14 protein-coding genes are annotated in these 14054 nt (G+C 53.3%); 4 read left to right on the top strand and 10 right to left on the bottom strand.

What is annotated here, in order from left to right:
* From COMA2_RS07620 to COMA2_RS07595, 5 genes are all read right to left on the bottom strand, one after another.
* Positions 1–290, bottom strand: a 290-nt coding sequence (locus tag COMA2_RS07620; RefSeq protein WP_139077181.1) for a YaeQ family protein, incomplete at its 3' end; no start/stop codon positions are given.
* Positions 291–301: 11 nt separating this feature from the next.
* Entirely contained in the window at positions 302–514 is a 213-nt protein-coding gene (locus COMA2_RS07615) for a VF530 family DNA-binding protein (protein ID WP_090896087.1), read from the bottom strand.
* Between the two features lie 211 nt (positions 515–725).
* A complete protein-coding gene (locus COMA2_RS07610; protein WP_342672602.1) occupies positions 726–1046 on the bottom strand; it encodes a YajD family HNH nuclease in 321 nt (106 codons plus the stop codon).
* Positions 1047–1604: 558 nt separating this feature from the next.
* A complete protein-coding gene (locus tag COMA2_RS07600; RefSeq protein ID WP_090896078.1) occupies positions 1605–2126 on the bottom strand; it encodes a hypothetical protein in 522 nt (173 codons plus the stop codon).
* A gap of 733 nt (positions 2127–2859) precedes the next feature.
* Complete coding sequence (locus COMA2_RS07595) at positions 2860–4029, bottom strand: Gfo/Idh/MocA family protein (RefSeq protein ID WP_090896077.1); 1170 nt, start codon at positions 4027–4029, stop codon at positions 2860–2862.
* A 1022-nt stretch (positions 4030–5051) separates the two neighbouring features.
* On the opposite strand from COMA2_RS07595, the gene COMA2_RS07590 reads away from it, so the two are divergent.
* The 4 genes from COMA2_RS07590 to COMA2_RS07575 all read left to right on the top strand — a co-directional run bounded on the left by COMA2_RS07590 (position 5052) and on the right by COMA2_RS07575 (position 10220).
* The gene (locus COMA2_RS07590) at positions 5052–6371 is read left to right on the top strand and encodes a glycoside hydrolase family protein (protein WP_139077178.1); all 1320 of its coding nucleotides are present in this window, start codon (positions 5052–5054) and stop codon (positions 6369–6371) included.
* A gap of 674 nt (positions 6372–7045) precedes the next feature.
* A complete protein-coding gene (locus COMA2_RS07585; RefSeq protein ID WP_090896073.1) occupies positions 7046–8083 on the top strand; it encodes an AAC(3) family N-acetyltransferase in 1038 nt (345 codons plus the stop codon).
* Positions 8084–8192: 109 nt separating this feature from the next.
* Positions 8193–8789, top strand: a complete 597-nt coding sequence (locus COMA2_RS07580; RefSeq protein ID WP_090896071.1) for a chorismate--pyruvate lyase family protein — start codon at positions 8193–8195, stop codon at positions 8787–8789.
* A gap of 102 nt (positions 8790–8891) precedes the next feature.
* Complete coding sequence (locus COMA2_RS07575; protein WP_090896068.1) at positions 8892–10220, top strand: phenylacetate--CoA ligase family protein; 1329 nt, start codon at positions 8892–8894, stop codon at positions 10218–10220.
* Between the two features lie 272 nt (positions 10221–10492).
* Here COMA2_RS07575 and COMA2_RS07570 read toward each other — a convergent pair whose 3' ends face one another.
* The 5 genes from COMA2_RS07570 to COMA2_RS07550 form a co-directional block, all read right to left on the bottom strand.
* Positions 10493–11005: a tetratricopeptide repeat protein gene (locus tag COMA2_RS07570; protein ID WP_090896066.1), complete on the bottom strand. Its 513-nt coding sequence runs from the start codon at positions 11003–11005 to the stop codon at positions 10493–10495.
* A gap of 566 nt (positions 11006–11571) precedes the next feature.
* Positions 11572–12243 (bottom strand): transposase, encoded by a 672-nt coding sequence (locus tag COMA2_RS07565; protein ID WP_090896063.1) that lies wholly within the window; start codon positions 12241–12243, stop codon positions 11572–11574.
* A gap of 67 nt (positions 12244–12310) precedes the next feature.
* On the bottom strand, positions 12311–12484 hold the full coding sequence (locus tag COMA2_RS20115; protein WP_090896060.1) for a hypothetical protein: 174 nt from the start codon (positions 12482–12484) through the stop codon (positions 12311–12313).
* A gap of 262 nt (positions 12485–12746) precedes the next feature.
* Positions 12747–13385 (bottom strand): hypothetical protein, encoded by a 639-nt coding sequence (locus tag COMA2_RS07555; protein ID WP_139077176.1) that lies wholly within the window; start codon positions 13383–13385, stop codon positions 12747–12749.
* Between the two features lie 144 nt (positions 13386–13529).
* Positions 13530–13997 (bottom strand): CreA family protein, encoded by a 468-nt coding sequence (locus COMA2_RS07550; protein WP_090896056.1) that lies wholly within the window; start codon positions 13995–13997, stop codon positions 13530–13532.
* Between the last annotated feature and the right edge of the window lie 57 nt (positions 13998–14054).

The raw sequence follows: 14054 nt of genomic DNA, 5'->3' as shown, positions 1-14054 counted from the left end.
CCGCAGGCCTGACGCAAGGTTTTCTCGTCGGGCTGGCCGATCTCGATCCAGCAGTCGATCGCCCCCGTGAAGTCTCGCCGCCACAAAGCCGGTTCATCTTCAGTGCCCACGCCACGGCCGAATGACAAGGTCTCGCTTGCGTGGAGTGCGAAGGCGAGCACTCGTACCATCATGCGCTCCTCGGTCTCAGATGGATGGCGCGCGAGGGTGATCGCATGGTCCTGGAAGTGTCGGCGATCCATATCGGCGATCTGCAGCAAGGCCTTGTAGATGGTCGCGTTCGAAGCCATTGCGTTGAGTATCAGGGGAGTTCCGCAATAAACATCTGTTCAACTCGCTTACGTGCCCACGGCGTTTTGCGTAGGAACGTCAGGCTCGACCGGATCGTCGGGTGATGGCGGAAACAGCGGATAGGCACGCGTGCGCCAAGTTTCGCCCATCCGTGCCGCGCGACTAAGGTCGTGATGATGGTTTCCAATGTCATCCCATGCAAGGGGTCGCGGGGATGGGTCATGGAGCGCGGTTGGTTCATGGATGACATGGCCTTGCGTGGGGGCAGAGTACCGGTTGCGGTCGAGTTCTACAAGTGGGCTTCCTGAGAGCGGCGGCATGACCGGCACGACTTCGATGATCGCAGCGGGGAGGCGCGGGTGATCCATACACGCCCGGCCGCTGACTTTCGGCCTGTCTGTCCCCGGCCGTGAGTTCTTGAGGACCTGTTGCGATCAGGCTACAGTGTCGCGTTTGAACAGATCGGCAAGCCGGGCAAAAGGGGTGAAGGGGCGGTCTGGTTCAGCACTCGACAGAGATTCTGTCGACGCGCCGGCGACCTGATCGCGCTGATGCTCATTGTCGTGACAGTAGAGGCAGAGCAACTCCCAGTTGCTGCCGTCAGGAGGATTGTTCTGATGGTTGTGGTCCTTGTGATGGACCGTGAGTTGGTTCAGCTTCTTCCCATCGAACTCGCGCCCACAGTGGGCACAGACCCAGGGGAATAGTTTCAGCGCCCGTGCCCGGTAGCTCTGCTCTTGGCTCTTCCGCATCATGCGCGCCTCCATCAGAAGGGTGACTTGACGCAGGGGTATTCTACAGCAAGCCTGCCGGACGCCGCCACTCCGCCATGAGTTGCTGATGCCGACTCTTCACCCTTCACAGAGTTCAAGCCCTGGCAGGCTTCACGAAATGGTTCGCGCATGGTCGCTTGAACTTCAATCAATCCATATCTTGCCGGGTTCACACTATTCGCGCGCGTGATCGTCGTGGAAAGCAGCGATGAGAAACGAGGATTGGCCTGGGCTTCGGCGACGAGTCTGGGACGACGTGGCATAGGGAATCTTCTAACGAAACTGTGGCGAGAGATAAGACTCCCGACCCATTACTAGGCTCGATCAGTGGAGCATGAAAGGACATCGTTTGTAGGTGCGTGTGTGAGCGGCGTGCGCCATGCGTTTTCCGGGATGTCGCTGATTGCACTGGGTTGACCGTGTGTGCGGTATTCTCCTTGGGAGAGCAAGCAGGAATCTTCTCCATATTGCCAGATACTCAGGAGAGTCGAACAAGCATGGTGGCCCGGGTTCACCTCGATCGCCGGAGCCATCCGATGCCTAGCGTATCCGGACCGCCGTTCCAGAGGCGCCACAGAGATACTCAGACAAGCCTCTTCCTGGCATGGTGACCGTTTCTTTTTCCGGAGGGATGGCGGCGCTGAATATTACGACGGAACCGTCAGGATCGATGTGCCCATTCATTTTACCACCCGTCAAGGTGTAGGACCGATCAACTGCGCGGAAGGTGCCCTCTTGGCTAAAACTTCCGTTCGGCTTCACGGTATAGGTGAGTTCAGCCGTCTCTTCGAATGACGTGGAGATTGGGCCAGGAACAACCAGTGTGCCTTGTTGTGTGAGCTGGGCAGAGCCCTGACCATCGTAGACGATGGTTCCTTCAATGTAGAAGTGAGCCATGGAGCCCGTTGCGCTGTCAGTACAGGTTTTGACGGTGCTGAACCGAAATGTCCCTTTGAGAGCTGTTGTGGAGTCGCCGCGGTTGTCTTCGGCAAGGGCCGACAAAGTGGGGAGTACGGCAAGACAAGCCATGAGGGCGAGCACTGTGCAGGTCGACGCGCGCATGATGAGTCCTCCTTGTTGTACGGACTGACATGACGAACGAATTGATGAGACAAGGGACGCACAGGTCAGCATGAAAGCCGGCTCACGGTTCAAAGGTCGGCCTGGTGTTCACCACATCGGCTGCCCCACCGGCATAGGATATGTGCAGGACTTTTGTCCTCCCGGACCCACCGGCAGGATATCAAGATCATCGGAATCGGTGTGGCTCAAGCCTTTCAACTTCACGACCACTTTGTTGATGCTACCTGGCATTCCTGACACATTCCTTGCTGGGAATTCCGGCACAGAAAAGCCCCTGTTTGCCTCACCGAATTGATGTCACCGGAGTCCATGTCGCGTATATCGAAAAGAGCTTGTTGTTAACTCGTGAAAAGTGTGGTCAGTTTCCTTCGGTCTAGAGTGAGGCGGCAGATTGTATCTAGGTTACTGCGCCACGGGATATCCTACACAGGTAGGATAGGAATGCTGTCAGTGCATTTCGACAGTGATAGATGGGTGTTTCGCGCTTGGTCAGATATACCAACCAGCCCGGGTCGGTGATCTGATCTCATGCTCGACCCAGAATCTATCAGGGATTGCGAGGGATGCTGTGGAGCGTTGAGTCCGGGAATTGCTTCATCGATAGCCTAAAATCGTACCTGTAACCAAGGAGGGTGGAATCCCAGGACCCGGCACCTGTTCCCTCTCTCGCTTCTCATACTCGCTGATCGTTCATACGAGCTACGGCAGGAGCTCATGATGGCCGTTTGCGGCCGACTGTTTGGAACGCGGTCGGGAAGAAGACAGAATTCTTCCGCCTTGTCTGGTGGTCTGTTGTCTCGACGGGTATCCATGGGAGCCTCGAAGAGGCTGTTTCCACGGCATCAATTGCCAGTTGAACGGCGAGGCCGTCATGAAAGGATGCATCGACATCGGGATCGAGCTTCCCTCTCAGACAGGCATTCACAAAGCTCCGCATCATGATGGCGAGGGCGCTGGGAGATTCGTTACGTGCCTCGGTCGGCAGCGGTAACTCTTCCCACTGTGAGCTTGGTGGACGTACCATCTGCAACGTGTCGATACTGCCCCTGCTCAGCGAGGCGCGGAGCGCCCCTTCTCGTCCGATCACTTCGATATGGGCCTTGCCGCCATATGATGGCGCGACTCGGTTGACATGCCACTGACCCTGTACGCCACACTTGTGCGTAAACCAGGCCGTTGCCAGGTCATCAGTTGCCTGAGCCGGTGACTTGGCGCGCTGGCCTTTTCTGTCGTGATGAATCTGAGGAAGATGGCGGTATAACCCAGTGACTGACTGGAGAGGACCGAACAGGAATCGTGCCAGGTCGAAGAGATGTGATCCCACATCATGAAGGACACCATCACCTTTGAATAGGAGTCCATCCCAGCTGTTATGTTGAGCGCGTAGGTGATAGGGTTCGCCAATGTCCCCGCGCTGGATCCGACGCCGTAGCTCTTGTAATCCGTAAAGGTAGCGATAAGTAAAGGCAACCTGGTGGACCTTCCCGCTCAGTTCCGCCGCGCGAACCATCTCTTGAGCTTGTAATACGGTCGTTGCCAACGGCTTTTCGCAGAAGACATGCTTTCCCGAGGCCAAGCCGGCTGTGGCCTGCGCGGCATGTTCGCTGTTTGCCGTGACAATTGTGATCGCATCGAGATCCGTTCGAGCGCATAGTTCGTGATAGTCGGTGTAGACGGTGGGAATATTGAATTGGGCCGCGAGAGATTGAAGCCGTTCTTGCCGACGACCGGCAATGGCCACAACTTTGGCCTGAGGATGGGTCTGAAGCCCTGGCAAATGACATTGCTGGGCAAATGCCCCGGTTCCGATTACGCCGATCCGCAAGACGTCGTTTCGGCCGGGGAATGACTCCTTGGCACTCGTGAAGATTTTTCGGCTCATGAAGACGTTTCTCCAAAATGGAATCCACCGAAGTCCGGCCCGAAAGGGAACGAATTATTCAGGCGCTTTTCGGGTGTTTGGGTGTCAGGAGAATCGCGGTTATTGAGGAGGACGAAAGATTAAATCACTCAGGAGCATACGATACAAGGTGGAGGTCGCTTCGTTGGAGAAACGAGGATCGGTGGGTCTTTTTACTACAGGTGTTTCAGCAAGAATTGAGAAGCCCTCGGAGAGCGAGGATTCCTCTGGTGAATCGGACGCGAGCAGGTCGATAAACCCGACCGGTGTGCCGAGCACTTGCAAGACCAGGCAAATAGATAAGGTCAGAATGGCTAAGCACGTTCGACTCAATACAGAGGATGGTAGAGTGAACGTACTCTGAATCAAGGAAAAGCAATTGGTTCTCTCTGAGAATGTCATCGCTCCGGTTTAGACTCCAATCTCTAAATCAACCACAGCGATTAATGGGCAGAGGACAACGTGTCTTGCATTCCATCATATGGATGAAGTGAGTACATGTTGTCCAGTTGTCCATACACATCTATTTTCCATTCCCCAAGAAACCGACAGCCTCAGCCGGCCAACTACCGAGAAACGAGTCGCTACCTGCTCATCATGGGATAGATTCAATAATAATGCACTGTTTTCCCAAGATCAACATACCCAGACTGTCGGTGTAGTCGAAGTCTAGTGCAAGTGTTGTCCATCTCGAAGACTTCAGCCAAAAGGATCTGTGACAGGTTGTCACCTGTTGCGCGAGCCGATGCTGTTCGATGTGTCCCATCCATACTTTGGGTTAGGTTCAGGACGACTCCTTTTCTATCCTCTTGACGGGGGGCGTACATCACGGCATTATTGCTCCAGGAAGGGTCGTCATGCTCCCTCCCATGCCGTATCAATGATGCGGATGCCGGATGTCGGCGTGTGAGTGTCTGATCGAATTGAAAAACCACCATATTTTAGATTATTGCGTAAGTCACCAGACAGGCACCGAGATTGGCAGGTACCTGTCATGATCCACTGTGAAAGGTATTCGTGACATGTTTGGCCCTAGCACCTCGACCGTAAAGACATCTACCACTCGGATTTTGCGGGATATTTTTATCAATAGAGGATTCCGCAAATTCTGTTTTGACATGCGCGGAATTTTAGTGAAATGTTTTGGATTAAGTCGAATTGATCGCTATCCATTTGTTCGTCTCCTGCTTAACGATTCCATGCGGTTCATGCTTTGGACTGTTCAACCGATCAGAGGGGAAACGCTGGAACGTGCCGAGGCGGCTGCGGGTTGGCTTCTTCGTGCGCAGGCTGCGACCGCGGATGATGGCGTATCATACGGGTACTTCCCCTATGGGAGCGGCAATGGTTGGAGGAATTCGTATCCGGAGACGACGGGGTATATCATCTCGACACTCATCGAATATACGAAAACTACCGGGGACGGGCGATTTGCCGAAGCGGCTTTGAGGATGGCCCGCTGGGAAGTAAGCGTCCAAATGAAATCCGGAGCTGTTCAAGCAAATGCGCGTTGCTCTCCGGAGGACCAGGTTGCCGCTGCTTTTAATACCGGTATGGTCTTGGATGGGTGGAGTACCGCCTTTCGGTTTAGTCAGGATGAACGCTTTCTGAAAGCCGGACAACGTGCGGGAGATTTTCTGGTCGGGGATATGAATGAGCAGGGCTATCTCCAGTCTCATGGTAAAAACGAGGCGTTGCGTTCGATAAAAACCTTTACATGCTTGTGCGCCTGGCCCCTGTGCCGATTGAGTGAAGATACAGGGAATGATCGCTACCGAATCGCGGCTATAAAAATCGTGGAGGCCGCTCTTAAACAACAGCAGGGTAATGGATGGTTTGCGAATAACTGTCTCTCGCGTCATGAGGCTCCGCTTCTTCACACCATTGGCTATACCCTTCAGGGCATACTCGAAGTAGGGATCTTCGCCAAACGCGATGATTTTGTCGATGCAGTTCAACGAGGCATCGATTCTCTTCTTGTGCAAATGAGTTCCGATGGCTTCCTCCCTGGGCGTTTTTATTCGGATTGGAAGCCGGCTGCGTTTTCTTCTTGTTTGACTGGTTCTGCGCAGATTGCAGTCGTCTGTTACCGGTTGTTTGAACATACCGGAGATGTGAAGTATCGTGGGGCAGCCGACTCGCTTCTGAATCTTTTGAAGGCGCTTCAATTGATCGATACACCTATCACCGGAGTCCAGGGGGCCCTCTCAGGTTCTTTCCCTATCGTCGGGGGGTATCAGATGTTGGGGTATCCCAATTGGGCTACGAAATATTATCTTGATGCTCTGATGTGTCAGCAGAAGTTTTCTTCTTGGGAGAAATAACCTCGCATTGGCCCAGATGCTTGCAGGCAAGGTTCCAGCGTCGCTAATTTGTGGGGTTTTTCCTCGATATATCAAGGAACCATTCGCGACATAAAAATGCGTCCAGCGAACGCGTGAGCTCCCCGCTCAACCGAGACGGAGTAGGAGAATCTTTCGGCATAGGAGCCCTCTAGCCGGCTCATCACGGGACAGGGTCTTTCGATTCGGTTGCCTGTTCGGCGGTGGGGAGTCTGGAAAGGGGTGGCTTGGTTACGACGCACCGGCTATTCTTGGAATCACACACACCCGTGGCGGGTCTCTTGTGTCCTGCGGTTGAATCTCCCCGCCAGACAAAGACACGGTTGCTGATCCGGTCCTGTTGACCATTTGGAAGTCGTTCCGAATCACAATGTGGTGTAAGCTATTCCCAACCTTCAATGTTCTGGGTGAAAGTGTGCGACAGGACTTACAATCGAGAGCGATGCGTCGCAGTCTGCGGCCCAGAGGATCTGCGTCCTGAGAGCATATCTTCAGCCGCCCGGCGGAGCGACTGCCAGGCTATCTTGGAAGCAAGCCAGACGGTCTTCTTAGTAAGGCCTCATCTTGACGTGAGAGCTTGCAAAGAGACAGGGCTGTCGTCATGGTCAGAAATTGGGTTGTAAGTTGAACGTGAACATGTGTAGGGGATTACGAGAATGAGGAGGGTTTTTCACAAGGCATTGAGTGTTCTGAGAAATGGAAACGTTTCACGTGCCCTCAAGAAATATTTGGTGAAACGCGGTAGGTATTATACCTATCAGGCCTCGGGTCCTCTGACTCAACAAAAAATCGTGAGCGCGCTGAGAGATTTGGAGCTTTCGACCGGGGATGTCGTCTGCGTCCATAGTAGTTTCAGTTCGCTAGGATATGTGGAGGGTGGTCCGGAAACCCTCATAAGAGCTTTAGAAGAGGTAGTGGGGTCCTCAGGGACTATCATGATGCCGACATTTTCCATGGGCAGCAGCATGCTGTCCTACCTCGAATCCGGAGAGGTATTTGATGTCGGGAAGACTCCCTCAAAAGTCGGAGCTGTTACCGAGACTTTTCGGAAATGGCCCGGCGTACGACGCAGTCTCCATCCCACCAACTCGGTCGCAGCGAAGGGCCGCTTGGCAAAGGATCTTTTGGATGGGCATCATCACTCGGCCAGGCCTTTTGGGCTGGAAACCCCGTTTGGTCGCCTCGCTCCGTTTAACGGGAAGATCCTCATGATTAATACTCACATCCATAGCTTTCTGCATCATGTGCAGGATCTGGTGGATTTTCCGAATTTATATTTGGATGGAACTCGCAAAGCCAGAATCATAGATGAAACAGGAGCAGAGTCGACCATTGAAACTCAGGTCATGCGCGTACGGGTACCGTACTATCTCATTTTGCCCGGCACGGATGGGTTCCAAGAAGACTATGCCCTATTGCATGATTATGCGCTCATTTTTCCGGAGAGTCGCGGGCCTGCGCTCCTGCAAGCTGGTTTTCGACTGAATAATCACCCCGATATTTGGGGGAGGCGGGAATCTCTGGAGGCAAAGAACATTTTGCGTACCGCAGATCTCGGGGCAGCTCGTGTCGGGCTTCTTCAGGCCGCTTCCTTTTTGCATGAGGTTCGTCCGGCGATGGAATCCGTGTTGACTCGTTTCCGGGCATCTTATGATGTGGAAAGAATTAAAAGTTTAGATCTTCCCTATTTGTAATTGCTGAGAGCGAAGTTGGAAGTGAATCCCACCGTCTTTCATGAAAGGTAACCAGGATATCCCTGGTTTGCTGAGGAAAAATTTCACCGTCCGTTTTTAGGGAACACCCATGCAAAAGATCAATGATTTTAATCCAATGGAAGATTTGCTCACGGCTCAATTTGCGCTACCCGCAGATTTACGCGAACTCAATCTTCGAACATTAACTCCGTTTCAACGGGCTCTCATGGTAATCGATGGGACTGTCACCAAATTTATCGAAGCCTATACCATGGAGCAAATTGAAATCGTAAGGTTAGGCCAGGAAGTCAGGCCGTTAACTGTTGATAATCAATGGCTGGAAGCAGAAAAAGGAAGCACGGTGCTCATGCGCCAGGTCTTGTTGCGTGGGAAAGGGAGTTATACGTGTTATGCCTATGCCCCGTCGTTGATTATCCTGGATCGACTGCCCCAGTTTATCAAAGAAGGCCTCGAATTGGAGGGTGGCGGAATCGGCCGCATTCTCTATGGCAACCGTTGGGAGACGCACCGTGAATTGCTCTGGTGGGGCAAAGAGACTCTCAAGAATGTTCCCGATGCCATTCGCAACATGGCCGGGGTAGAAGCACTCAGCAGGACCTACCGCATTATTGCGGGTGGAAGGCCCATCATGTTGATAAACGAAAAATTTCCTGTTCATGGAGATGCAATGCCCGCGCATCATTAATCGATGTCTGGGATCTAACGGTACGAACGAACGTTTGTATTGCTCAGCTCGAAAGTGTGACACACGCCTGAGGAACGGTAGGGTGCCTAGAAAGGAGTTCGCATGAATTTCGAATACCTGGATCCGTTTATTGAGACATTGGGGCGTGAAGCCCTAGAGCAAATTCAATTAAAAAAGCTGCAATTAATGTTGGGTCCCGTGTTGAAAAGCAACAGCTTCTATCGATCGAAGTTGGAAAAGGCAGGAATTAAACAGGCAAATGACATCCAAACATTCGATGATTATCGAAAGATTCCCTTTACAACGAAAGAAGAGTTGTCGAATGACCAGTCCCTTCATCCGCCCTATGGGACAAATGTGACGTTTAAGCGTGAGGAGTACACTCGAATCCATCAAACGTCCGGCACCACAGGACAACCATTGCGTTGTTTGGATACGGAGGAGAGTTGGAGTTGGTGGGCTCGCTGTTGGGCGATGGTGTACAGAGCTGCCGGAGTCTCCTCGCATGATCGGATCTTTTTCGCCTTTTCATTCGGCCCATTCATTGGATTTTGGAGCGCTCATGAAGGAGCACGAGTGATCGGTGCGATGTCCATTCCTGGTGGAGGGATGTCTTCTCAGCAACGAGTAAAAGCTATTTTCAGCCATGAGGTGACGGTTTTAGTCTGTACTCCCACCTATGCGCTGCATTTGGGGGAAATTGCCAAGGAAGAGGGAATGGAGTTTTCCAATTCAAGCGTCAGAATCAACATCCATGCAGGAGAGCCCGGGGCGAGCATACCCGGGACACGGAAGCGCATTGAGTCGATCTGGAGAGCGAAATGTTACGATCATGCCGGAGCAACGGAGGTCGGAGCCTGGGGCTTTGAATGTTTGGCTCAACAAGGTCCTCATATCAATGAAGGTGAATTTATCTGTGAAGTCATTGACCCGGTGACAGGGAATCTTGCTCAAGAAGGTGAATTGGTGATCTCCAACCTCGGGCGAGTGGGAATGCCGGTCATCCGATATCGGACCGGTGATCGGGTCAGGTTGAATACTGGTCGCTGTGACTGTGGGAGAACCTTTCATCGCTTGGAGGGCGGCGTTATCGGTAGAGTCGATGGCGTGATCGTCATCCGTGGAATCAATGTCTTCCCAAGCGCGATTGAAAATATCGTGAGGCAGTTTCCGGAAGTCGGAGAATTCACCGTGGACGTGTACCGCTCCCGCGAGTTGGATGAGATGGAGCTTCGAGTGGAAGTGACCACAGGAGATGCTGAAGCTATTGCCGCTGCAATTGCTCATGAAATTCGAAACGCTCTGACATTGCGCGTGGCGGTGAAGATTGTTCCGCATGGTACATTGCCGCGTTTTGATTTGAAGGCCAGGCGCTTTAATGATTGTCGCCAATTGGATGGGCCTGGAGCATCAAGGCAACCATCTTCATGAAAAGATGGAATTTGGAAGTGAGTGTATGATCCCCCACGATTAAAATAACTGAGAAGGGGAGCATGCCGAAAGAATCCGCACCCTCGGAGAGCCAAACTCGACGGCGCGAGTCATTATTTAGACCGATTGCGTATGGGATGGTTTGCCGGTGACTCTAAAATACCTTCGTAAACTCTTGCCAGTAAAGAAAAACAGTTGCCGTCTCCTTTTTCTTTTCTCCAACCGAGAATGAACACCTCGTGCGTGTCCTCTTCCTGTTGCAAGATCCTGAACTAGTCGCATTGTTTAAACTGAGACTGCTGACAACGCCGTGCCATTTCTTGCGCCTGCTCAATCTGCTCGGCGGTCATGTGTGAGGTCAGATAGTCTCGACGCTTCACGGCTGCCTTCCCCTCATCGCCTTTCAACATGGCACCGGCGATGTGGTACCACATGAGCGCGCGAACCAAGTCTTTCCGGACACCCCGTCCCCTCTCGTACATCAGGCCCAGATTGCTCTGTGGACCAGCATAGCCCTGCGCCGCTGCTTTACGAAACCACGCCAGTGCCGTCGAGTTGTCCTGTCGGACGCCCCGTCCTTTTTCATGCATCAAGCCCAGATAGAACTGAGCTGATGCCACGCCTTGCTCCGCCAGAGGACTGAAGAGGCGAGCCGCCTGCGTATACTCGCCGCGCTCATACGCAAATTCCGCATCCTCAAGAGAATCTGCAGCCACCACGGGCTGTGGACTCGCGCCTGCTGCATAGGTCAGAGCCAAGAGTAGTGCACAGAAAACGCGCCGCATCGATCACCCACCTTTCAACAGAATTGTTACACTATGGAGATCAGGAATCTTCCTTCAGCAAGATCTCATTCGCAGCTTGAACCACTTACAAGTAAACCAAAGTACCCGAATGCATGGGTTGCAGCCGGCCGACCGAACATGATTCCTGATGCATTCTTTGTCCGGCTAGGCTTCATGTAGCTCATGAGGCACCGCTGAATCCGTGTTGGATAGGCGGGCATTTTGCCATTGGCGGTATTGGCCGCAATCTATACCGCAGACATTGCTTGGCATCTCCATTTCTTTTCCCATACCTTGGCGAGAGTAGGCATGGCCGACTGCGTGATGACGCCATGCGGCTCCTATGATTTTTACCCATGTATGTCCGTTCCGGCAAGTTTACTGCAAAGGCGGAAGCCAATCCATCATTCCTGCGTCGATGGGGGAGCCGCGAGGGAAGGCAAGGAGGAGAATCAGATCGGTATGCGGTGAGATGCTACGATAGCCATCGCTGGAAGAGGATCAAGGTTTCTGTCACGGGGCATGTCCAGTCAAATATTGAAGATGAACTGCGACGACGTCAGTGTTCAAGAGCCTTTTGGGCGTCCCCGCGGGCGCAAGGTTGATTCCATGCCGAACCGTTTCGCCATCCGTCGCACCCAGCCTTCTTCACCGAAGGGGCGGCCACGCTGTACGCTCAACCGGAGCGCGTCCAATTCCTCGCCGGTTTCAGGACGATTCACCCGTGCGACCCAATTTCGCGGCAGGTCCACCGGCCAGTCACTCAGCCAGGTCGTGAGTTTGGGATCGCCTTGGGAGCGTCGCCACAAGCTGGACCATCGCCAGTTTTCAGCCTGCCTGACGAGCTTGGCTCGCAGCGCGTTACGTTCCACGTAGCGGGCGACCGTCAGGAAATGCGCATCGGTTTGGACTGGAAATGACCGGAAGCGACCTTGATAGACTGGGCCGGTGCCGGCCGTGTCATGCTGGGAATGCCAGCGCTGAGTGTGGGTGACGGTGATCCAGCGGAGCACTTCGGAGAGTTCGCCGTCATGCCGAGGCCAGAGCAAGAGATGCCAGTGAGTCGGCATCAGGCAATAGGCGGCGATGCGAATGCGAGAATTGGCACGGGCTTCGGCGAGAATCTTTTCAAACGTGGCGTAATCGGTGGGTTCCTCAAAGAGGGGGAGGCGCCCCACTCGACGATTCAAGACATGGTAGGCAAGGGCGCCGGCAACGAGTCGGGGACGACGTGGCATAGGGAATCTTCTAGCGGACCCGTGACAAGGCTGTCAAGTTAAGACTCCCGACCCTGTTTAAACAAACTTAGCGCGCGGCAGCCGTCTGGGATTCTCGGCCGGCCAGACTCTTTCGGCGGTTGTTTGAGATAGTGCGGTCGATGAGCGCTCCGCAATTCATGCATTTCCATGCATAAAACACGAGAAAGAAATCTGAAAACCGCTCCAACATCATCATCCCCTTACACTTCGGACATTCCATTGATCCCTCCCAGGGTAAGCAGGTTCATGTTTGACGGCGAGTTAAGCAAAAATCGAACCAGATCGGCATACTTAAGTATTTCAACGACTTAATGTTTACGTAGTTGGCCGGGCGAGGTCATTTTCAAAACTTTGACGGTGCGCGAGATGTCAACTTGTCAATGTTTTGTCAGCTTGTACGCGAGAGAAGAGGGCCGGGAATCTTTAATAAAGGCTTATTCTGGAACGCGAGTAGTAATAAAAGAGTCCCGACCCTTTTAATTCTATGTGGATCTAACGGTTTGGCACGTGGGCGCTCCGGCCGGCTGTGCATGCCAAGTGTGAGGGGATCTCAAGCTGCCCGGCTGAGCGGAAGCCCACGCGGTGGCAAGGGCTTGGCAGGTCAGGTTCTGAACGGTCTGGTCGTTATATTCGACGCAATGTGGGTAATGGGCGTTGCCCCGCAGGACGCTTCCTCCGTGTTCTACTGAAAGGCCTCGCACCTCGACGGTAATGTTGAAGCCTGCGCCGCACCTCGCCTGGATCAATGCCCCTTCCTTGAGTGCTTGCCGCTCCAGAATGAGCACAAGCTCTGCATTCGCCTCTGCCGCGATCGCCAGCGCCACCTGATGATTCGATACAGGATGGCGAACCTGAGATGGCATCAGAATGTGTATATAGTGGTGCGACCGGAGCCATTCCTCAGCCATACGGGCAAGGAGAGGATCTCCCCAGATAAGGATGCGCTGCTGCGCACTGGGCAAACGGGTATGGGAGCCGCTGGTGATGGGAAAGTGGACGCCGGAGGGAGGTGGTGTAGAGTGGCATCCAGTCAGAATAAGCAGGGTGGAGACAGCGCAGGTGAGCGTGATGGCGGAGCTGATGCGATACTGTCGTCCCACAGTTTGGAGTATAACAAACAAGCAGGTTATGTCCGTGATCGAGAGGGGAGGCGCGGGATGTCGATTCACGGAAACCGTTGTGCCCATTCTTCGGCTGGCCACGGAATCCGGACCAACTCGCCTGCTTCCACTTGACCGGCGTTTGGCAAAATTCTCTCCTGGCTTCTATCGACCGGGCCAGGATTGGATCGGCACAGTGGAGATGGCATTTTGTGGCGAACCCTCGATGACTCGATCGCTATAGGCGAGATAAATGTAGGTCTGGCGTTTCTTGTCGAAAAAACGGACTACTTGGAGGCTCTTAAAAATCAGGGATCGACTCTCACTGAACACCCGTTCTCCTTCTTTTGGCTCACTCACCACGCGAATAGGACCGACTTGACGACAGGCCAGTGAGGCATCGGAGGTTTCCTCCGCCAATCCGACCATCCCTTTCAGGCTGCCTTTTTTTGATCGACTCAGATAACACGTGATACCTTCAATCTTGGGGTCGTCAAAGGCCTCGACCACAATTTTGTGATCTGGCCCCAACCATTTGAATTCCGTGTCCACACTCCCAATTTCCTCGGCATAGCTTGCCGAAACGATCGTGGTGCAACAGAGCAACATGGTCACAAATAGGTTGGTCTTCATCTGTTTAATCTCCCGTCATGGTTCAGCGTGATCTCTCTGTAACGTATATCTCGGAAA

This window comes from Candidatus Nitrospira nitrificans, assembly GCF_001458775.1.
Lineage (GTDB): Bacteria > Nitrospirota > Nitrospiria > Nitrospirales > Nitrospiraceae > Nitrospira_D > Nitrospira_D nitrificans.
This window is presented reverse-complemented; position numbering and strand designations above follow the sequence as displayed.